At 38.1% G+C, this 21,762-nt stretch carries 21 protein-coding genes, 1 tRNA gene and 1 pseudogene; 7 read left to right on the top strand and 16 right to left on the bottom strand.

Going from position 1 to position 21,762, the window contains the following annotated elements; translation table 11 throughout:
- The first annotated feature begins 124 nt into the window (after positions 1-124).
- On the top strand, positions 125-346 hold the full coding sequence (locus CCAL_RS07445) for a helix-turn-helix domain-containing protein (protein ID WP_170016900.1): 222 nt from the start codon (positions 125-127) through the stop codon (positions 344-346).
- Between the two features lie 47 nt (positions 347-393).
- Here CCAL_RS07445 and CCAL_RS07440 read toward each other — a convergent pair whose 3' ends face one another.
- The 16 genes from CCAL_RS07440 to CCAL_RS07365 form a co-directional block, all read right to left on the bottom strand.
- Positions 394-1,962: a relaxase family protein gene (locus CCAL_RS07440; RefSeq protein ID WP_172285135.1), complete on the bottom strand. Its 1,569-nt coding sequence runs from the start codon at positions 1,960-1,962 to the stop codon at positions 394-396.
- Positions 1,956-2,312, bottom strand: coding sequence for a plasmid mobilization protein (locus tag CCAL_RS07435; protein WP_170016904.1), 357 nt, complete (start codon positions 2,310-2,312; stop codon positions 1,956-1,958). Before CCAL_RS07435 ends, CCAL_RS07440 begins: the two co-directional genes overlap by 7 nt.
- A 326-nt stretch (positions 2,313-2,638) precedes the next feature.
- Complete coding sequence (locus CCAL_RS07430) at positions 2,639-3,868, bottom strand: tyrosine-type recombinase/integrase (RefSeq protein WP_170016906.1); 1,230 nt, start codon at positions 3,866-3,868, stop codon at positions 2,639-2,641.
- 293 nt (positions 3,869-4,161) lie between these two features.
- Positions 4,162-4,252: transfer RNA gene (locus CCAL_RS07425), tRNA-Ser, on the bottom strand.
- A gap of 126 nt (positions 4,253-4,378) precedes the next feature.
- Positions 4,379-5,131, bottom strand: a complete 753-nt coding sequence (gene pstB / locus CCAL_RS07420; protein WP_236860508.1) for a phosphate ABC transporter ATP-binding protein PstB — start codon at positions 5,129-5,131, stop codon at positions 4,379-4,381.
- Positions 5,132-5,138: 7 nt separating this feature from the next.
- Positions 5,139-6,320, bottom strand: a complete 1,182-nt coding sequence (gene pstA, locus CCAL_RS07415; protein ID WP_236860482.1) for a phosphate ABC transporter permease PstA — start codon at positions 6,318-6,320, stop codon at positions 5,139-5,141.
- Positions 6,321-6,329: 9 nt separating this feature from the next.
- The gene (gene pstC / locus CCAL_RS07410) at positions 6,330-7,262 is read right to left on the bottom strand and encodes a phosphate ABC transporter permease subunit PstC (protein WP_172285134.1); all 933 of its coding nucleotides are present in this window, start codon (positions 7,260-7,262) and stop codon (positions 6,330-6,332) included.
- Positions 7,262-8,269 carry a PstS family phosphate ABC transporter substrate-binding protein gene (locus CCAL_RS07405; protein WP_170016912.1) on the bottom strand — a complete coding sequence of 336 codons (1,008 nt, stop codon included), beginning with the start codon at positions 8,267-8,269 and terminating at the stop codon, positions 7,262-7,264. The genes pstC and CCAL_RS07405 overlap by 1 nt, the downstream gene beginning before the upstream one ends.
- A 117-nt stretch (positions 8,270-8,386) precedes the next feature.
- Positions 8,387-9,262: a sensor histidine kinase gene (locus CCAL_RS07400; protein WP_170016914.1), complete on the bottom strand. Its 876-nt coding sequence runs from the start codon at positions 9,260-9,262 to the stop codon at positions 8,387-8,389.
- Positions 9,256-9,915 carry a response regulator transcription factor gene (locus CCAL_RS07395; RefSeq protein ID WP_170016916.1) on the bottom strand — a complete coding sequence of 220 codons (660 nt, stop codon included), beginning with the start codon at positions 9,913-9,915 and terminating at the stop codon, positions 9,256-9,258. Before CCAL_RS07395 ends, CCAL_RS07400 begins: the two co-directional genes overlap by 7 nt.
- A 77-nt stretch (positions 9,916-9,992) precedes the next feature.
- On the bottom strand, positions 9,993-10,289 hold the full coding sequence (locus tag CCAL_RS07390) for a helix-hairpin-helix domain-containing protein (RefSeq protein WP_170016918.1): 297 nt from the start codon (positions 10,287-10,289) through the stop codon (positions 9,993-9,995).
- Positions 10,290-10,304: 15 nt separating this feature from the next.
- On the bottom strand, positions 10,305-11,012 hold the full coding sequence (pyrF, locus tag CCAL_RS07385) for an orotidine-5'-phosphate decarboxylase (protein WP_172285133.1): 708 nt from the start codon (positions 11,010-11,012) through the stop codon (positions 10,305-10,307).
- A complete protein-coding gene (nusB, locus tag CCAL_RS07380; RefSeq protein WP_170016922.1) occupies positions 11,009-11,404 on the bottom strand; it encodes a transcription antitermination factor NusB in 396 nt (131 codons plus the stop codon). Before nusB ends, pyrF begins: the two co-directional genes overlap by 4 nt.
- A gap of 1 nt (position 11,405) precedes the next feature.
- Positions 11,406-11,876 (bottom strand): 6,7-dimethyl-8-ribityllumazine synthase, encoded by a 471-nt coding sequence (gene ribH / locus CCAL_RS07375; protein WP_169972412.1) that lies wholly within the window; start codon positions 11,874-11,876, stop codon positions 11,406-11,408.
- An 11-nt stretch (positions 11,877-11,887) separates the two neighbouring features.
- Complete coding sequence (kdsA, locus tag CCAL_RS07370; RefSeq protein ID WP_194239133.1) at positions 11,888-12,685, bottom strand: 3-deoxy-8-phosphooctulonate synthase; 798 nt, start codon at positions 12,683-12,685, stop codon at positions 11,888-11,890.
- A gap of 2 nt (positions 12,686-12,687) precedes the next feature.
- A complete protein-coding gene (locus CCAL_RS07365; RefSeq protein WP_172285162.1) occupies positions 12,688-13,539 on the bottom strand; it encodes a DMT family transporter in 852 nt (283 codons plus the stop codon).
- Positions 13,540-13,787: 248 nt separating this feature from the next.
- On the opposite strand from CCAL_RS07365, the gene der reads away from it, so the two are divergent.
- From der to CCAL_RS09575, 6 genes and pseudogenes are all read left to right on the top strand, one after another.
- Positions 13,788-15,170 (top strand): ribosome biogenesis GTPase Der, encoded by a 1,383-nt coding sequence (der, locus tag CCAL_RS07360; protein WP_172285132.1) that lies wholly within the window; start codon positions 13,788-13,790, stop codon positions 15,168-15,170.
- Positions 15,154-15,687 (top strand): shikimate kinase, encoded by a 534-nt coding sequence (locus tag CCAL_RS07355; protein WP_172285131.1) that lies wholly within the window; start codon positions 15,154-15,156, stop codon positions 15,685-15,687. The genes der and CCAL_RS07355 overlap by 17 nt, the downstream gene beginning before the upstream one ends.
- Positions 15,684-16,646: a tryptophan--tRNA ligase gene (gene trpS / locus CCAL_RS07350; RefSeq protein WP_170016930.1), complete on the top strand. Its 963-nt coding sequence runs from the start codon at positions 15,684-15,686 to the stop codon at positions 16,644-16,646. The genes CCAL_RS07355 and trpS overlap by 4 nt, the downstream gene beginning before the upstream one ends.
- A 192-nt stretch (positions 16,647-16,838) precedes the next feature.
- A complete protein-coding gene (serS, locus tag CCAL_RS07345) occupies positions 16,839-18,083 on the top strand; it encodes a serine--tRNA ligase (protein ID WP_170016932.1) in 1,245 nt (414 codons plus the stop codon).
- Entirely contained in the window at positions 18,083-20,443 is a 2,361-nt protein-coding gene (locus CCAL_RS07340; protein ID WP_170016934.1) for a tetratricopeptide repeat protein, read from the top strand. The genes serS and CCAL_RS07340 overlap by 1 nt, the downstream gene beginning before the upstream one ends.
- A 151-nt stretch (positions 20,444-20,594) precedes the next feature.
- Positions 20,595-21,620: pseudogene (locus CCAL_RS09575) on the top strand (cache domain-containing protein); the annotation flags it as partial.
- Positions 21,621-21,762: the final 142 nt, after the last annotated feature.

Here is a 21,762-nt window from a genome sequence, read left to right as displayed (position 1 = left end):
CTATCTTCTCATAATGTATTTTATGCTCAATTTTTTCATAACCCCATTTTCAAAGACATCCGGCTTTGTATTAAAAAACAAAAACGATAAAATTGCGTTAATATTTTAAATGACGAGGGAAAATATGAATGCAAATATCTATTTTTTCTCCGAACAAGAGGTTGCCGATATGTTCGGGGTTCAAAAAAATACATTGGCAAAGTGGCGTATAGCAAACAGCAAAGGACCAAAACTCCCATTTGTAAAGCTTGGGCGCAATATAGCATATAGAAAAGAAGCTATATATACATGGCTTGAAGAGCATGAATATGCAACGACTAAGGAGGCAAAAAATACGGATAGGTGAAACCGATCTATCCATATTTCTGGAAATTTAGATTAACGAGATATGTCTTATTGCCGCATATCTGTTATATCCTTTAAATTTGCCCTAAATTTATCTGCAATTCGTCCAATCTGCTCTCTAATGCCTCTAACTCTTTGTTTAAATCGCTCTTTAAATTCGCCAATTCGTTCTTGTAAATTTCTTTCAGCTTCTTGAAGTTCTCTTTGTATTTGTTTGATATCTGACTCAAAATTCCCAATAATCTCTTGTTCTCGGTTCTCTGGAAATTGAGTTCTTGGATTAATTCCTTGTTGTTGTTTAATAAATCGTTCATATCGCTCTCGTGCCTCACCCTCTCTTGTTTGATTATCGTCACTAAGCTCTCGTTTTCTTTTAATAATTCCTCTTCTAATATCGTCATCTACTCCGTCCTTATATGTATGTAATATTTGTTGTTCTGTTTTTGTATATCCGTCTCTATCGGTATCGCCATATAGTAGCTCATTTGATCGTTTGACGGCTGAGAGTGTCTCCACCGGCTTGGTATCTGCCACGCTCTCATCTGCTCTATCTGCTGCTCCTTTTGGTTCAGTAACGTTTGAAGCTGTTCTATCAGCTCTACTCTGGCTTGTTTTATTTGTGGCTTCGTAATAAATTTCTGGCTGATTAAGTATCCCGCTATCAACCCCGTCATTAATAATATAATCAAGATTAAGATTATGTTCCAAACTTTGCTCTTTTTGTTTATAGATATCATCTCTTGCATTTGTTCTTGCAAATTTCTTTTTATTAAATTTATCTCTTTTTGCAATGATTCGCTCAAGCTCTTTTCTATATCTTTCACACTCTGCTTGTGTATCTCTACTATGGTATGCTTTAATTCTTCTGACTGACTCCTCACCGAGCCCTCTAAGATCGCTAATGCATTTGAAAGATTCACTATATATTCCTCCTGATAATCTATTTTTTACTTTTTGGTTTGGTAGCTTAATCGAAATACTATTTTTTGAAGCCCTTGTGACTTCAATCCCGCTTCTGTCTAAAAGCTCTATCATATGGTCTCTACTTTGAATAAATCCATTTTTTACAAGCTCATGCAGCTTTTTATCAACCTGTTCTAAATTTTGATAATACTCTAAATTTTTCTTACTAGTCTTGATAGTTTGCTCTCTAGTCGGGTCATCTGGGCTTTGCAATCGATAGGTGTTGTTTATTATCCTTTTTATAAGGTCTATGCGGTATTGATCATGCTCTGAGTAATATGGATTATATGACTTGCCCGTTACAAGATCTATTTTTGGAATAAGCACATTTAACTCCAGCCTACCGTTTTTATCAGAGTGTTCAACCCAAAGACAATTTACCCGGCCCCTCATAAAATCACCAAACAAGGCTCTTTCAAATTCATCTATTATTTCTAATTTGGCTTGCTCTGAAATTTCATAAGCCTTCTCGGCAAAGCTCAGTACGCCAAAGCAAGTTTTATGTTTAAATTTAATCTGCTCAATTACAGCTCTTGTTTGGGACTTGCTACCCTTGATAACCCTTGCGGTATTGTTTTCAGTTCGCTCGTTTAGCAAATAGTTCACACTGCCTAATCCGCCGCCATCCCAAGCCGGAAGAAATTTAACTAGCATTTTTGACCGCTCTTTAATGATAAAACATCATAAATCCTTTCAAGCGTTTCATTGGTTTTTGAAATAATAGATAAGCACACCTTATCAAGACTTTCACCCGAATTTAATCTCTTTACCATTTGATTTAAGTTGTTGCTTTGATAAGATAGTTCAAGCACAAGCTCCTTTGTTATCGGATTTTTAGTCATAGGTCTTGATAACATGCAAGCAAGTGCGAACTGAGAGAATTTTAGACCGACTTTAGCCATCTTTGCCGCAATAATATCCCACTCGCTCTGACTAATACGCAAACGCTTGGTTATTATTTTTACTTTCTGCCTCTTCTTTTTTGGCTTAATATTTTTTTGCATCAACGCTCCTGTAAGACTCGATTTTAAAACAAAAAATATTTTTAGCAGGGGGTTAAGGGCGGGCTGCAAGCCACCCTTACGAGCTCTCCGAGTGGTAAAATGCGTAGCTATTTGTAGCCACAAGGAGTATGCTCGCCCGGAAAAATATACTTTTTATCTCTATGAGTGCAATTATGACATGATGTTTTTGGATTCGGAAATTTTAATGAGCGATTCGAGGTGTTATGAATTTTGTCTATATTATGGTTGATTAGTTCGGGCAATAATTAAAATAAAAGCGATGATAGTAAGAGCGAATAAAATTTTAGACTACAAAATAGCGTGGTTTAGAATTTTAACCCCCATTCCCTTAATCTCTTATGCCAATACTCAAACACCTCTCTTTTTGCTTTTTCAAATTTAGCCCTTTGATAGCTTTCGTCCGACTTTATGATGTTTCGCAGTTTGTGATCTATACAAAGCGATAAAATTTCCTCGGTAAAACCAAGCTTCTCTTCAAAATTTAGCTCTGAAAGTATCGTTCTTAATGAGCTTCTAAAGCCGTGAACGTCCATTTTTCCGTCATATCCTAGTTTTTTAAGCATCATTCGCATTGAGTTATCACTGATCGGCGCGCCATGCTTTACGCCTTCAAATATAAAGCCTGAATTTTGGCGATTATACATCTTTTGAGTTTGCAAAAATTCTATCGCCTCATCCGTTAAAGGCAAGATAAAAGTTTCTCCCATCTTCATATATTCACCATTTATAACCCACTCTTTTTTAATCAAGTCGACGTCTTCCCATCTTGCAAGTCTTGCGTTTGAAGGACGAAGAGCGTAAAGTATCGTCCATTTTAGGCAGTTAATTACGTTTATATCGCCCCAGTATTCATTTATGTCGCTTAGTAAAATCTTAAATTTATCTACATCAACGATAGCTTTTCTTGGCTCGGACTGCACTTTGATAAAGTTTTTAGAGAAATTTGCAGATAGGATGCGAGTTGGATTTGCTTGTATTAAACCTTTTATGATCGCATAATCAAATACTTGATTTAATCTACCAAGCAGCTTTTTAACCGTATCGCTCTTTGGATTATCCGTAGTTTGAATGGATCTTAACGCATCCAAAAATAGCGGAGTGGCCTTGGATGGGATATTAATAATTTGCATATCGGTATTTTTAAGAGCGCTAAGCAAATTAAACTCAAACCTGCTTAGTTCGCCTTGTAATGTCTTAAATTTCTGCGTCTTTAGAGCGTCTTGCTTGTACATCGCCCACAGCTCGCCGAAATTCTTTATCTGCACGCTAGTCTTACCAATCTCTTCGCCGTCGCGCAACTTTTTTAAAACCTCAATCGCATCGTCTTGGGCTTGTTTAATACCGTAAACGGCCTTTATCCACTCTCCAAGCGTTTTTGTGGTATAGCTTGAACCTAGCTGATATTTAAATTTAAATATCTTTCCGCCGGTAGCATAACAAAAGAGTTTTAGCCCCTTAACGCCTTTTACGCTAAATTCTTTTTTGCCGCTAGCAACCGTTATGCTTTCAATCTGTTTTTCGGTTGAAATTTCCATATAGCCATCCTCTTGTTATTAGCAAAAGCCGTATTTATAAGTCCGCATTAAAAAGTGCGTTAGTAAAATGGCTTATAAAACCCGATAATATCGGTATTTTAATAGGTAACGCATTTTACAAGCCGTTAAATTTAATAACTAACGCACCAAATGACGCAGTATTGAGAGGAAATTATATCAAATTTTTGAAATGGAAAATAAACGAAAGGCAGCTAAAATACACCCAAAATATCGTATTTTAGGCACTTTAGATAACTTAAAAGAATTGAGAAAAAATATGGAAAAATAATGCATGGCGGACAGAGAGGGATTTGAACCCTCGAAGCCCGATTAAGACTTGCACCCTTAGCAGGGGTGTGGTTTCAGCCGCTCACCCATCTGTCCGCAAAATAGTAAATCGCATTATAAACAAAACCTGCTGATATATCGCTTAAATTTTATTTCACACACGAGATAAGTTATTATAATGACACAAGAAGCAAATTAAACATATAAATTTTTACTCCCGCATCATCCGAATCGTCCTTTTATATAGTCTTTAGTTTTACCTTTTTGCGGAGAGTTAAATATTTCGTCTGTTTTGTTGTATTCTACTAGTTCTCCAAGATGAAAAAACGCCGTATAGTCTGCTACACGCTGAGCTTGTTGCATATTATGAGTTACGACTACGATACTAAATTCATCTCTTAGCTCACGCATAAGCTCTTCTATCACGCTCGTTGAGATTGGGTCAAGCGCCGAGGTTGGCTCGTCCATCAAAATAATCTCGGGTCTTACCGCTATCGCCCTAGCTATACAAAGTCTTTGCTGCTGCCCTCCGCTCAGACTTGTCGCATTTTGTTTTAGTTTGTCTTTGACTTCCTTAAAAAGTCCCGCACTTTTCAGACATCGCTCGACAAGCTCATCACATTCACTGCCCTTTTTTACTATGCCATGCATAAGCGGGGCGTAAGAGATATTGTCATATATACTTTTAGCAAATGGATTTGGCTGCTGAAAAACCATACCCACGCGCCTTCTGACCGCAACCACGTCGATATCGCTTGCATAGATATCTTGGGAATTTACCTCTACTAAACCGCCTATCTTGCAGCCATCTATCAGGTCATTCATTCTATTAAAACACCTTAAAAATGTGCTCTTGCCACATCCGCTAGCGCCGATTAGCGCAGTAATTTTTTTATCATATATATCAACATTTACGTCATAAAGCGCTTGCTTGTCGCCGTAATATAAATTTAAACCGACACTTCTTGCTTTTATTTTCATTTTAGCCCTTTTTTTGATATTTTTTTCTTAGATAAAATGCTACTAAATTCATCACAAGCAGCAAAGCTAACAGCACCAAAATCGCTGCATTTGTCCTCTCTACATAAGCAAATTCCGGCATGCTAGCCCAAGAGAAAATTTGAGCCGGTATGACCGTTGTTGCGTCGCTTAAAGATGTCGGCGTTTGTGGCACGAAAGCTATCATTCCGATGATGATAAGCGGTGCGGTTTCACCGATAATCTGAGCTAAAGATACGATAGAGCCTGTCAATATGCCACCAAAAGCGCTTGGCAAAACATGATCTTTTACCACATCGACTTTTGATATCCCAAGTGCCATACCGGCTTGCCTTATGCTATTTGGCACGGCTTTTAGAGCCGCCGTGGTGCTTACGATGACGATAGGCAGGCTCATAAGTGACAAGGTAAGACCGCCCGCTAAGGCACTACCGCGTGCTAATCCGAATAAATTTACAAATACGCCAAGCCCCAAAAGTCCAAATAATATAGATGGCACGGCGGCTAGATTGTTGATATTTACTTGCAAGATACTTTTAAATTTTCCATCTTTTAAAAACTCTTCAATATATATCGCGCTAGCTATTGCGATAGGCACGGATGTCACCATCGCTACAAACATCGTTAGCATCGTCCCCACTATAGACGAAAGCACTCCTGCCGCCTCTGGAATTTTCGAATCGCCATTAAGAAAAAATTCTTTATTAAATTTAGAAACGATCAGCCCTTTTTCTCGTAACTCATCGAGCAGTTGCATATTTTTTGCGCTAAGCTTTGAAGTTTGATTTTTTAAGTATTGCTTGGCGTTAGCATTTAGTAAAATTTCAAATTCTCGCTTTGTGTTTATTAAATTTTTATTCTCTTGTAAGAAATTTCCAAACTCCCAAAACCACGCCCTTGAAACTATACCATGAAGCTGCCTAGGCAAGGCGTCTCTTGGATTGTTTAGCAAATTTTCCGTTATTAAAATTTCTTGTTTTAGATAGTAAGTACTAAAAGCACCAGCTCCAAGAGAGGCTACTTTATATAGAAAAATAGCCAAAAATCCTACACAAAAAAGTAATGCAAAACTGCAGATAAATTTAAAAACCCTACCTTTAAAATGGCGAATTTTAAGCTCTTTTAATTCAAAGTCACTTTGGTTTTTGCTATTTGTTATTTTCACACTTTTGCCTTATAAATTTGATATCTTGACCGACACGAGATTTATAAGTAAGGTTACGACAAAAAGCGTTAGCCCGAGTCCAAAAGCGCTTAGCGTTAGCGAACTATCAAACTCCTTATCGCCAGTCAAAGCCTCCACGATCTTAACCGTAACCGTCGTCATATCTTCAAGCGGATTTAGGCTTAAATTTGCTCTTAAACTAGCCGCCATGACGACTATCATCGTCTCTCCAAGCGCTCTTGATACGCCAAGCAAACAAGCCGCTATGATGCCCGGCATAGCTGTCGGAATCGTAACAAACAAGATGGTTTCACTTCTAGTCATACCAAGTGCTAAGGAGCCAAATTCTAGGCTTTTTGGCACACTGCTTAGCGCGTCGTCGCACATACTTGCTATGATAGGTGTTATCATTACACCCATTACAAATCCAGCTCCTAAAGCGCTTTCGTAACTAGCACTAACTCCAAATTTAGCCGCCGCATCCACTATCATCGGACTCACGATAAGCGCAGCAAATACACCATAAACTATCGTTGGGATACCGGCAAGTATTTCTAAAACCGGCTTTAGTATGTTTTTAGCCCTGTTTGAAGCATATTCGCTTAGATATATCGCGCTAAATATCCCGACCGGTATAGCAACGAGCATTGCAATAGCGGTAATATAAAATGTGCCGCTAAAAAGAGGCAGAGCTCCGAAGATTCCGCCATCGGCACCAAAAGCGCCATCTGGAGACCATATCTTGCCTGTAAAAAAGTAAGACACGCTTTCTCTTGAAAAAAATAGCATCGCTTCAAAAAGCAGAACAAAAAGTATCCCGAAAGTAGTTAGTATGGAGATTAAAGTCGCTACGAAAAGTAGCGACTTTGTAAATATTTCTTTGCTATTTTGCTTTAAATTTAAAAGCCATTTTTTAGCTTTTGTTTGGGCTAAAGGTAGCATCAATTTACCTTATGAGCCTTAACTAGATCCATATCCAAAGGCTTAGAGAAGAACTCGCGGGTTCTTTTTAGCTCGTCGCCACCCTGAGGTATCAGCCCAAGCGTCCTTAATTCGCCGTTCTCACCTATCATATCGTCGCTTATATATAATTTTATAAAATCCTCAAGCCCTTTTGTGCTGCCTTTGTGAGCATTTTTAACATAGATAAAGAGGCTTCTTGCCACCTTGTAGCTACCATTTGCGATATTTTGAGCGTTTAAGGCTACACCATCTACAGAAACAGCTGTTAGTTTATCGGCATTTTCTTCAAAATAACTATAGCCAAAAATGCCAAGCGCAGCTTTGTTTGTGCCGAGTTTTGCTACGATTAGATTATCATTTTCGCCTGAAGGCACAAATACTCCGTCCTCTCTAATAGCCTTATACCCTTTATCATAGCCTAGCTTTTCAGATACTTCTTGCATCACAAGCTCCTCAAAGCTATCTCTAGTGCCAGATGTGCTTGGAGGACCATATACCACGATCTCGCGATCCGGCAGACTTTCATCTATTTGTTTCCAACTTTTATATGGATTTGGAACAAGCTTGCCGCCTAAGAATATATCTTTTGCAAGCGCTTTAAAGATCTGCTCTTTGCTTAAATTTAACTCGCCGTTAGCTGTATTTTGAGCTAAGACTATGCCATCATAACCTATCATAATGCCCGAAATATCGGTTACGCCATTTTTTTGGCAAAGCTCAAATTCGCTAAGTTTTATAGGTCTTGAGGCATTTGCGATATCTGGAGTGTCCCCGCCTAATCCAGAACAAAACAGCTTAAATCCGCTGCCCGTTCCCACGCTTTCTACGATCGGAGTTTTGTTTGCCTTGTTGGCTCCAAATTCCTCAGCTACAAAGCTAGTAAATGGAAATACGGTTGAGCTACCCGCTATTCTTATCTGATCTCTTTCAAACCCTGCCGCCGCTAAAACAAGGCAACTTGCCGCTAAAATGTTAAAAACTTTCATTCGCTCTCCTTTTTTAAGATATGCGAAATCATATCAGCAGTTAAAAACATTTTGGAAACATTAAAATCGATATATTTAAGTGTAAATTTTGCTTAAAACGGCTATCATCGCCCGTTTTTAGTCTCTAAATTTAAAGCCGAATTCCGAGCCAACACCAATTTGCGAGCTAACCAAAAATTCAAATTTATGTAGTTTTAGGATATATTTTACGATATAAAGTCCAAGTCCAAGCGAACTGTTCCAATTTTTCTCACCCGATTTGTAAAATTTTTTAGTTATCAGTTTTATCTCATCATCGTCGATCCCGCTACCGCTATCTTTTACAAGCACCCTATCTTGCAATATCTCGACAAAAACATCGTTTTGCGAGTATTTTAACGCGTTTTCGCACAAGTTAAATAAAACTTGATATATCATATCGGCGTCTGCTTTTACGTAAGCGCTTCCGCTTATCACGATACTTTGATTTTGATATTTGCTTGCTAGATCCTCGCTAACTTGCGAGCAAAGTTTCGATAGCTCGACTAGGCTTAAATTTAGAACCAAATTTTCACCAAAACCGATCCTAAGTCTATTTATAATCTTATCTAGCTTGTCGCTATTTTTGATGATCTTATCTATAAATTTATCCCTTATCGCTTGGTCTAAATTTTCGCCGCCTTTTATCGTTTGAGCCGAAGTTTTGATAATGGCAAGCGGATTTTTAAACTCATGCGAAATTCCGCCCAAAAGCCCTTCTGGCTGGTAGTTTCTAAGCCTAATCTTAGCTGATTGTCGTTTTAATTTAGTCTGCTTTTTATCCAAAACTTCCCGCACACGTATAGACTGAAGGCTTAAAAGCTCAAAAACGATAAAAGCAAAAAGCATTGTCAAAAAAATTCCGACAAAGAGCAAAATATAGACCTTTTGCCAAAAAATTTCACCCAAAATGAACCAAAATGAACCAAAAAGCACAGCTAAAAACACCGTAAATAAAGCAAAAATTTTTAACAAATCCTATAGCCTTCCCCGCGCACAGATACGATATGATCGCCCGATTTGCCAAGCTTTTGCCTTAAGCGTTTAACTGCGATATTGACGCTTTTATCGCTATTTGTATCGTCTTGCCACACGCTTTGCAAAAGATGATCACGACTTAGTATATTAAATTTATTTTTGATAAACTTGATCAAAAGCTCCGTTTCAAGCTTGGTTAAATTTAAAGCCTTTTCGCCAACGAAAACCTCACCGGTGCCCTTTTTTACGACTATCTCTTTAAATTTATAAAACTCGCTCTCTCCGCCACTTCGCCTAAGCACCGCTTTTATGCGAACCAGCAGATCGTCAAGCTCAAACGGCTTTGTGATATAATCATCGCCGCCATTCTCAAACCCCTGCAATTTCTCGTCCTTTGAGCCTTTCGCGCTTAGAAATATTACGGGCTCGTTATAGCCTTTTTGACGCAAAATTTTTATAAATTCTCCGCCCTCAATGCCCGGCAAATTCCTATCCATGATGACAAGATCCACTTTTTCTTCATCTAAAAACTGCTCAACTCGCTTGGTATTTGAAAATGTAGTTACGTTATATCCCGCTTTTTGTAGATTAAACTCCAAAAGCTCGCAAAGATCAAGCTCGTCATCGACCACCACGATATGCTCGTTCATAAAACCTCCTATAAAGCATTAATTTACTAGTTAAATTTATTAGCATATTTATTTGATCTAGCGCTAAAATAGCCTCTTTAAATTTTATCTTTCCAAGCCCACCATTTTAGCTTCTCTTTATCGGGGTTTGGCGTGTTTGCATAGTAGCAAATCATGCGGTACATATACAAGATACACCGATCACTGCCACGTCCAAGAGCCTTAGTGCGCTCATACATCTCGTCGGCATTCGCACCCTTAAGCGAAGCGATATCGGTATATCCAAGCGCGATCAAATCGGCGCTAGTAGCTTCACCCGCGTATGGTATCTGCCTGAAATTTAAAGCCGCTTTATCGGTCTTTATGTGCCGGTTGGCAGCTGGTGATTTTGCCATAGTTTTACTTTAAATTTAAGCCTGCGGCATTTCTCGCACCGCTTTGATTTGCGATAAAATTCTCTCGCAAATTTCACGCGGATTATTATCCTCGTAAATCGGTCTTCCGACCACGATAAAATCGCTATTTTCGCGCCTTGCCGTCTCTATGTTGGCTACCCTGCTTTGATCTCCTTTTGCTTCACCAAATGGGCGAATTCCTGGCGTTAGCGTTAGAAATTTATCACTTGTGGCTTCTTTTATCATCTTGCTTTCAAAAACAGAACAAACCATACCGTCAAGACCCGCTTCATAAGCACTTATGCTAAAATTTTTCACGCTTTCATTTATGTTTTTGCTATAAACAGCCTTAAATTCTTTCTCATTAAAGCTAGTAAGTGCCGATACGGCAAGGACTAGAGGGCGCACAGGAAGTGCATTTAGACGAGTTATAACCTCGCACATGGCCCGTTTTCCAGCGCTTGCATGGACGTTTATCATATCGACATTTAAATTTGCGATAACTTCGGCTGCGTCAGCCATAGTGTTTGGTATATCGTGAAGTTTTAAGTCAAGAAAGATTTTAGCTCCGCTAAGCTCTTTTAGTTCATTTATAAATTTTTCACCGTCTCTAAGGTAGCTTCTTAGTCCGACTTTTAGCCAGATGTCAAGCCCTGCTAAATCTTTTGCTAAGTTTAAATTTTGCTCGCGACTTTGCATGTCAAGCGCAACGCATAGTTTCACTTTTTTGCCTTTAATGCGCCCAAAACACCGTTTATAAAACGTGGTGAAGTATCGCTTGTAAGCTCTTTTGCAAGCTCAACTGCTTCGTTTATTACTACTGCGATATCGGTTTGTGCTTCGTTTATCTCGTAAAATCCAAGCCTTAGTATATTTCGCTCAACGATACCCACCTTATCAAGATCTCCGTCTTTTAGGTATTGTAAAATTTGCTCATCAAGTTTATCTTTGGTTGCTAAAATTTCACGAAAACTTTTTACAACACTCTCTTTGCGCTCGTTTCTGATCTTTTTTTCTTCTAAAAACTCATCTATAAACGCATCGTCAGTGTTTCCCATCTCGTAAGCATAAAGCAGTGAAACTACCGCCTGTCTAGCTTGGTGTCTAGTCGCCATTTTAGGCTCCTAAATTTTCATAAAGACTAAGCATTTCAATAACGCCGGTCATTGCTTCAAAGCCCTTGTTTCCGGCTTTGCTGCCTGCTCTTTCTATCGCTTGTTCTATGCTATCAACAGTTAGTACTCCAAATGTTACTGGTTTGCCGTATTTTAGTGTTACATTTGCGATACCTTTTGTAGTTTCGGCTGAAACATAGTCAAAGTGTGGTGTTGAACCACGTATTACCGCGCCTACGCAACAAACCGCGTCAAATTTACCGCTTGCAAGTACTTTTTCAAGCGCCATAGGAATTTCAAATGCACCAGGCACTAGGATCAGGCTTAAATTTTCTTCATTTCCACCGTGGCGCAAAAATGCATCTTTTGCACCTTCAACTAGGCGATCTGTAATGATATGGTTAAATCTAGCGTTGATGATCGCTATTTTTTCTTTGCCGTTTAGGGCTAATTTTCCTTCGATTATTTTCATTTTTATTCCCTTTATTTTAAAATTTCTTGTATTTTTAAGGTTTGTTCGACAACTTTTTCAAGTTCATCTAAATTTAGCATATTTGGTCCGTCACAAAGTGCCTCACATGGGTTTATATGTGTTTCATAGAAAAATCCATCCACGCCTACACTTGCGGCTGCCCTAGCAAGATACGGCACAAATCTAGCGTCTCCGCCGCTTTTTTCGCCAAGTGCGCTAGGCATTTGCACGCTATGTGTTGCGTCAAATACTACCGGCGCAAATTCGCGCATTAACACTAAATTTCTCATATCCACTATCAAATTTCCATACCCAAATGTGCTTCCGCGCTCGCAAAGCCAAACCCCGTTTTGCTTAGCTACCTCATATCCTTCGCCGCTTACTCCGCGAGTTTCAAGCACTTTTTTAACCGAGTGTTTCATCGCTGAAGCTGCCAGGAACTGCCCTTTTTTGATGTTTACTACCGCATTTGTTTTTGCTGCGGCTACTAACAAGTCTGTTTGACGACATAAAAATGCCGGGATCTGCAACACATCGGCAACTTTTGCGACAGGCTCGGCTTGATAGCTTTCGTGTATGTCAGTCACGATTTTATAGCCAAATTTTTCTTTTACCTTTGCTAAAATTTCACAACCTTTTTCAAGTCCCGGTCCGCGAAACGAGCTTAAGCTTGTGCGATTTGCCTTATCAAAACTTGATTTAAAATAAAAATCAATCCTGCTATCTTCGTTAAATTTCTGTAGACGCTGCGCAACCGACATTACAAGCTCTTCGCTCTCGATCGCACATGGTCCTGCTATTAGTATCATTATTATTTCTCCCTTGCAACTAGTATGCCGCTTAAAATGACTAGCATTATACCAAAAAATGCCATGCTATTTGGCAAACCGTCTCCCATAAGATAGCCCACCATGAGTGAAAAGACAACATCCATATAGCTAACTGCGGCAACTATTCCCGCCTTTTTAGTGGCTGCATAAGCCTTTGTCATATAAAGTTGGAAAAAATAGCCCGCAAGTCCCATAAATACTATAAAAATAACTCCTTTTAGGCTTGGCATAACAAACGGAGATAGCAAAAAGTCAAGTGGCTCAAACTGCACAACTTCGGCTGTTACCATTAATATCATCGGAAGCAGTGTTCCCCAACCCATAAAGCTAAGTACTATAACGCTTGTATCATAGCTTTTGCGCAAAGAACGCACGCTAAGCATAGCAAGTGCGGCTCCAACACCGCTCCAAAGTCCAAGCCAGTCGGATTTACTTATGCCTAAATTTGGTTGAACTATAAACAAAATTCCTATAAAACCTAAAAATATCGCTCCCCAGCCCTTGTAGCTAAGTGCCTCTTTTAAAAATATCGCTGCTAAAACTGCTGTAAAAATAGGGCTTGTTTTTTGAAATGTATACGCAGCACCTAAATTTATATGAGCGATATTGTAAAATAAGGCAAAAAGTGCGACCGTGCCGATAAAGCCACGAAACATAAGCACGAAAAACTGTCCGCCTTTTTGATTTGTCGGTGGTTTTTTGTATATCGCATAAAGCACAAGGATAAGACCTACGAGGTTTCTAAAAAAGACAACTTCTACGCTTGACATCTCAGCGCTTAATACTTTTGCAAAAGCACCGACCGCTGCAAAATACATACAAGCTATTATCATATAGTAAGCACCCAAATGGTGCAAAATAAATCTATGCAAAACAAAACTTTCTTTTAAATTTAAGGCGTATTGTAGTGCAAAACGGCTTAAATTAATGAATAAAAAGCTTAAATTCTGTATAATCCCCAAAAATATTTATGATGAAATTTACAATGAAAAACATATCTGAGACGAATTTATCACGATGTATCATATCAAGTAGATAAAGAAATTTTTAGTATAATAACGACTAATTACAAAGGAAAAACGTGCAAAAAGTTATATTAGTTGGAAAACCAAATGTTGGAAAAAGTTCGCTTTTTAATCGTTTGGCAAGGCAGAGGATAGCTATCACTAGCGATGTTAGCGGCACGACACGTGATACAAACAAAGCCGTTGTCGATATCGAGGGTAAAGAGTGTTTGCTTATCGATAGCGGCGGACTTGACGATAGTTCGGAACTGTTTCGTAACGTCAAGATCAAAACACTAAACGAGGCTAAAAATTCAGACGCCATCATCTATATGGTGGATGGTAAATTTATGCCGGATGACGAAGATCGCATGATGTTTTATGAGCTTAGTAAGCTTAATATCCCGATCGCTCTTGTGATAAACAAAGTAGACAGCAAAAAGGACGAAACTAGGGCGTGGGAATTTATAAATTTTGGCGTAAAAGATCTTTTTCAAATTTCAGTAAGCCATAACACAGGACTTGATGAACTTACGGAGTGGATAGCAAAACACCTAAAAGACGATGTGTTAAAGGCTGATGTGAGTGATGATTTTGATGACTTTTTGGAAGAATTTGATGATGAGGGCGAGTTTAGGGCAGATGAAGATTTCGCCGAAAAAAATATTAAAGTAGGTATCATAGGGCGCGTAAATGTTGGTAAGTCAAGTCTCTTAAATGCACTTGTAAAAGATTCTCGTGCCGTAGTTAGCGATGTAGCAGGAACCACGATAGACCCTGTTAATGAAATTTACGAACACGAGGGTAGAATTTATGAGTTTGTCGATACGGCAGGTATTAGAAAGCGCGGTAAGATAGAAGGAATAGAAAGATATGCGCTAAACAGAACCGAGAAAATTTTAGAACAAACCGACATTGCACTACTGGTGCTTGACTCTAGCGAGCCTTTAACCGAGCTTGATGAGCGTATAGCCGGTCTTGCTAGTAAATTTAACCTTGGCGTGATAATCGTGCTAAACAAATGGGATAAGAGCGAGTGGGAATTTGACGAACTTTGCAAGGAGATAAAAGACCGCTTTAAATTTCTTGCTTATGCGCCTATTATCAGCGTTTCGGCGCTTGGAGGCAAACGCGTTCATAAGCTATACGGACTTATACAAGAGGTTTATCAAAATTTCACTCAAAAGATACAAACCTCAAAGCTAAATGAGGTCGTAGGAGAAGCTACAAAACTACATCCTATACCGCGCGAAAAAGGCAAAAGCGTTAAAATTTACTACGCAGTGCAGTTTGGTTTCGCGCCTCCTCGTATTGCGCTTGTTATGAACAAGCCAAGAGCGCTTCACTTTAGTTACAAACGCTACCTTACAAATAAACTTAGAGAGAGTTTTAGCCTAAGCGGCACTCCGGTAGTTTTGATACCGAAAAACCGTGGGGAGAGCGATGAAGATAAAGAATAATAATATAGTTCTTATAGGATTTATGGGGGTTGGCAAAGGAACTGTCGCTAGGGCTTTAAGTAAGAGTTTAAAGACCATGAATTTAGACTGCGATGATTTGATAGAAAGCTCGGCAAATATGAAAATCAAAGACATTTTCTTGACATACGGAGAGACGTATTTTAGAAATTTAGAAAAAACTTTGGCTAAATTTCTAGCTTCTAGTGTAAGAAACGCCATTATCTCAACCGGAGGCGGATTTATACACGCAAAAGATATCAAGAAAATAGGCACGACAATCTATCTAAAATCAAGCTTTGACGCGATAATAACTCGTATGCAAAATAGTGAAAATAGTGAAAAAAAATTTGCTAAAAGACCGCTTTTAAAAGACCCAAATAAAGCAAGAGAGCTTTTTAACTCAAGGGTTGAAATGTATGAAAAAAAGGCGGACATAACAATAAATGTAGAAAACAAAACACCAAAGCAGATCGTAAAAGAGATAAAGAAAGCTTTGAGCTTAAAGGATAAAAATTGAGAGTTTTAACTGGACTTCAGCCAAGCGGAAAACTTCACCTTGGTAATTATTTCGCAAGTATAAAACAAATGGTGGAAGCACAAAAGAGCGAAGATATGTTTATGTTTATCGCAAATTATCATGCGATGACATCTGTAAGCGACGCTAAAAGGCTTCGTGCAAATACGCTTGAGGCGGCATCCGCGTTTCTAGCCCTTGGCATAGACCCGCAAAAATCTACATTTTGGATACAAAGCGATGTAAAAGACGTGCTTGAGCTTTACTGGATACTAAGCCAATACACACCTATGGGATTACTTGAAAGAGCTCATAGTTATAAAGATAAAATTGCCAAAGGAATTTCGGCTAACCATGGACTTTTTAGCTATCCGGTCTTAATGGCGGCTGATATTTTACTTTTTGGTTCAGATGTGATTCCTGTTGGAAAAGACCAAATCCAACATGTTGAGATAGCGCGTGATATCGCTATAAAATTTAATAACGAGCACGGTGAAATTTTTAAACTTCCTACACACAAAGTTGATGAAAATGTTGCGACCGTGCCAGGAACCGATGGTGCAAAGATGAGCAAAAGCTACGGAAATACTATCGATATCTTTGCGGACGCAAAAACGTTAAAAAAACAAATTTCAAGTATTGTAACCCAAGCTGTGCCACTAGAAGCACCTAAAGAGTGGCAAAACTGTAATGTCTATAATATCGCAAAACTTTTCTTGGATCAAATAGGACAAGAGGAGTTACAAAAACGTTATGAGCGTGGCGGTGAAGGTCACGGACACTTTAAGATGTATCTAAATGAGCTTGTTTGGGAGTATTTTTCTGAAGCAAGAGAGAAATTTGGTTATTACCAAAGTCATACGGATGAGGTTGCTGAAATTTTAGAAGCAGGAGCTAAAAAAGCCAAAGAAGTGGCATCTAATGTTATGGAAAAAGTAAGAGAAGCTACCGGAGTTTATTGATATTTGGGCTAAAATTAGCCCAAATTCTTACTTGTCACATTTTTATCGTTTTTCTTTCAGACCGCTTTGGTCGCAAAATAAATTTTCAACTTATTAAATTTTGGTATTTAAAGAATTTTTGGATAGATGATTATAACTGTTTAAAGCTAAATTTGATAAAATAGCCCTTATTTTAGATAAAGGCGGAGCAAAATGATAAATTTAAGACTGATCGAAACAAATTTTGACGAATTTAATAAAAAACTTATAGCAAAAAAAGTTGATACAAATTTACTTAAAAATTTACTTGATACATATAATGATCTAAAGGCAAAACGCGTTATGCTTGAAAATTTTCAAGCGATACAAAATGCAAAAAGCAAAGAGCTTGGTATAAAAAGTAGAAACGGCGAAAATACAGACGCCTTGCGAGAAGAGTTAAACGCCAACAAAGCAGCGATTGGCGATGCTTCTGAGATAGTAAGAGAGCTTGAAGAAAAGCTTGAAGAGATAGCTTCAAGCGTGCCAAATATCATAGATGACGATGTGCCGTTTGGTGAAGATGAAAACGACAACGTTTGTGTAAAAACAGTGCTTGAACCACGTAAATTTGACTTTGAACCAAAGGCTCACTATGAGCTTGGCGAAGAGCTTGGATGGCTTGATTTCGAGCGTGGAGTTAAAATTTCAGGATCACGTTTTACGATACTTAGAGGCGAGGCAGCTAGACTTAGTCGTGCGCTTGTTAACTATATGATAGACTTTAACACGGCTCGCGGTTTTGAGCTTGTTAATGTTCCGTTTTTAGTAAATGCAAACACCTTATACGGCACAGGTCAGCTGCCAAAATTTGCCGATGACCTTTATAAGATAAATAATGAAAATTTATATCTAATACCAACAAGTGAAGTGCCTGTTACAAACATTTATAATGATGAAATTTTACAAAGCGAAGAGCTTCCGATAAAGATGACCTGCTACTCTGCGTGTTTTAGGCAAGAGGCTGGTAGTGCAGGACGAGATACTCGTGGCATGATACGTCAACATCAGTTTGAAAAAGTAGAGCTTGTAAGTATCACTAAACCTGAAGATAGCCAAAAAGTTTTGCAAGAAATGGTTGAGTGCGCTTCTGATCTACTTACTTCACTAGGACTTGCACATCGTCATATGCTACTTTGCAGCGGAGATCTGGGATTTGGTGCGGCAAAGACTATCGACCTTGAAGTCTGGTTGCCTAGTCAAAACAAATACCGTGAGATAAGTTCGGTTTCAAACACTCGTGATTTTCAAGCAAGAAGGGCTAAAATTCGCTATAAAGACGGAAAGAAAAATGCCCTCGTGCACACGCTAAACGGCTCAAGTCTGGCAGTCGGCAGGACACTTATAGCTATAATGGAAAACTATCAAACCAAAGATGGTAGAATTGAAATTCCAGAAGTTCTTAAAAGGTATATGTAGTGCCTCAAAACCAAGATGAAGAGGTCTTGATACTAAAGCCTCCTGGCGAGGAGACGACAGAATCTGAGTCGGAAGAGCAGATAGTCTCTCTTGAGAGTATTCAAGATCCAAATTTGCTAATCGGCGATGAGATACCAGAACCTATAGAGGTTAAGAAATCACCTAAAAAACTATATATCATCATTGCTGTAGTTGTCTTGGTTATTATTATTTTGCTTATTGTTTTGATTTTTTTGTTAAAAAAAGACAAGGGCAATGAGATAGACGCTACAGGACTTGCTCAAAAGATAGAGTCAAACTATAAAACACAAGATTTTGCCGCATCAAGAATTGACGATATGATCGCAAAAGCAAACCGACTATATGAAAAAGGCAATAAATTTGAAGCATTAAAAATTTATGAAAATATAGCAACTTACAACCAGTCTTTATCCAACTATAATCTTGGCGTTTCGCAGATGAAGCAGGGAAATTGCGAGCAAGCCGTCATATCGTTTAATAAAGCCATACAAGATAGAGAAAACACAACCGTAAGTGCGATAAATGCAGCGGTTTGTTCGCTTGAAACCAACAGCACGCAAAATTTCAACTACTACATCGGACTTGCAAATTCCTTTTTGCAAAACGAAGTAAATTCGCCGCTTTACAGTTACTATCATGCGCTTATAAATTATTATAAAGGTAATTATTACGAGGCTTTGCAATCGCTTAAGCACCCAAGTAGCGAACATTATAAAGACAAGTATGTTTATTTAAGCGCTAAAATTTCGTCTATCTTAAAGGATGATCAAGTGGCCATTGACAAGCTTGAGTCACAAAAAGATTTTAATGCCAATATCACCTTGGCCCAACTTTATGCAAATGAGGCTAATTACGATAAGGCAAGAGACTATCTAAATAAGGCCGCAAGAAACACAACAAACCCCGATCTTATAAAAATGATAGCGGCGATAATTGATTTAAAGACCGGATTTTATAAAGATGGGGCGAGATTCATACGTGATGTTTATACCGCAGATCCATTAAAGCCAAGTCAAATTTTTAAGATAAAAGCGACTTTAAATCCCGAAATATTTGATGTAAATTTAGCTCAAATGAGCTTTAGCGATGAGATATTTTTTAACAAGGCAAGACGTTATGAAACGCTGTTTTATTTTGCTCCATATAAGGTTTTTGATGTAAAGCAAAGCATAGAGTATATAAGAAAAGGCGGTGTTAGTGTATTTTTAGACGATACTTCTACGGCGAATGACTTTTTAAGTAAGAGCGCGACCGTTTCAAAGGTAAATATCGAGCTTTCAGGTGTTATCGCCAAGGCTTTAAACTACAGACTAAAAGAGGCAAACCGCGACTTTATCGAGCTTGCCAAGCTTTATCCTCAGCACTCTATACTCCAGTATAATCTAGCCTTAAGCTATGCTCAGCTTGGAAATTTTTCACTTGCAGCAAAGCATTTTGCGTCAAGCTATCATTTAGATCCTAATAACCATCTAGCTGGAATTTTTGCCGCTTTTAGCTACGATATGACCCAGTCTTTAGACCCTAAATTTATAGGAGAGATAACTGAAAATTTAGAGAGTGATAAAAATTTAAAACAAAACAACCTATACACTTCACTCTTAAATTTGATAAACTCAAATCAAAGCGCGATGATGAGATGGCTTGAGGAGCCAAAAGAACAGACTATGTTTAATGTTGCCTTTGATGCGATAATATCAAAAATAGTAGGAAGAGATGATGTTATGCAGCAAAAAACTGACATCCTAGTTTCTTTACTTCCAAACGACATAATGACTAATATCTTAAATTTCATAGCTTATAACAAGCAAGAAAACATAAAAGAGTATGCACAAAAGATACAAATTTATTTCAAAACGAAAAAACTTGACGTAGAGGCATTTTATCACGGCGCAAATATAATCAGAAAGCAATACATAAAACTACTTCAAATTTCCGGTCTTTTAAGCCACGAGCGCGAAAAGATAAAAGAGCAATTAAGAAGTGCTCCTGAAAATGTAAATATCATGCAGACTTTGGCGTATATTGAGCTTTTTAGTAACGACTTTGAAGAGTCATTTAGACTTTATAACAAAATTATCGATGAGTATAATATCCAAGATGCTTCCACTTTATTTTTAGCATCCGTTGCGGCAACCGGAGCAAACCAGCCACAAAATGCCATAGCGCTTTTGGAGCTAACAAAGCTAACCGATCCTAATGCGATAGAAAATCGTGTTGCACTTGGATACTTGTATCATCAAATCGACAATATAAACGCTGCCCTGATACAATATGACAAGATAGGAAATACTGATCATAAGAATGAATTTTATGATTTTATGATCGATAATGAGAAATAATAACTTTATCTTTACGATAATACAACGTTAATTAGATATAATTTTAAAATTTTAATTTTATTTTTTAAAGGAGGAATTTGTGGGAAACTTTTCTATACGTAAGAAAATATATGTTCCTATAGTATCTTTATTCGTGATCGCGATAGCTATCATGTTTATGTTTTTCTTAAACGGTAGCAAGGAGATCGAGGATAATGTAATATCAGACAAGGAGAAGAATTTTAGGCTTTTTACTGCTGAGAAATTAAATTCAAAAATTCAGGTCGCATCGCTTGGCGCTATAAATTTAGCTCAAAATAAATTTGTGATAGATGCACTTTTAAGCAATGACAAGGCTATGCTGAAAAATGAGCTAAAAAAACTTGTTGAAAGCTATAAAGACAACTCTATATATCAAAATATGAAAATTCACGTTCATACTGCAGATGTTAAGAGCTTTTTAAGACACTGGAGCGATAAATCGGGGGATGATCTAAGCTCATTTAGAAAAAGTATCTTGCAGGTTAAAAACACCAAAAAACCATTGGTTGCCATAGAGGCAGGAGTAGCCGGGCTTGAGCTTAGAGGTATAGCTCCGATATTTTACGAGGGCGAATACATAGGCTCGGTTGAGATCATGCAATCTTTCGAATCAATCGTAAAAGATCTAAAAAAAGAGCTAGGATTAAGTGCTGCCATAGTTATGGATAACGCCTTGCTTGGTTCCGCGGGAGGCTTAAAAGACGCTCCAAAAGTCGTGCAAGGTAATTATACTGTAGCGCAAAAGATGGATGGTGCAGATGCAAATTTTATAAAAGAACTGAGCGATGTTAGCAAAAGCGACTTAAAAGAGAGGTTTCAAACTTCAGGCTATTTTGTTGTAAGTATACCACTTGAGGGATTTGACGGCTCAAGTATCGGATATATATTTGCTGCTGATACTCAAGAAAATATGTACTCTGCCATAATGGTGGCTAAAGATAGCATGGTGGATCAGATCATGGTCACGGTTGTTGCTGTGGTTTTGGTGCTTATTTTACTAACAATGATCTTAAAATCAATAATTCTTACGCCTATAAATAACCTACAAGATCACGCTAAGGAATTAGCCGTTGGAGATGGCGATCTTACTAAGAGAATCCCCGTTCAAAGCAATGATGAGCTAGGACAAACCGCGAAAGAATTTAACAACTTCATAGAAAAAGTAAGACTAACGGTTGAGGCGGCAAAAGACGTTGGTAATGAAAATGCTTCTATCTCAAGTGAGCTTTCATCAACAGCAAGAACAGTTGGTAGAAGCGTAGAAGAGACAACACAAACCATACAAAACACATTTGAGA

This window comes from Campylobacter sp. RM6914, from assembly GCF_004803835.1.
Lineage (GTDB): Bacteria > Campylobacterota > Campylobacteria > Campylobacterales > Campylobacteraceae > Campylobacter_A > Campylobacter_A californiensis.
The sequence above is the reverse complement of the archived record's forward strand: the minus strand, read 5'-3'. Positions and strand labels throughout refer to the sequence as shown.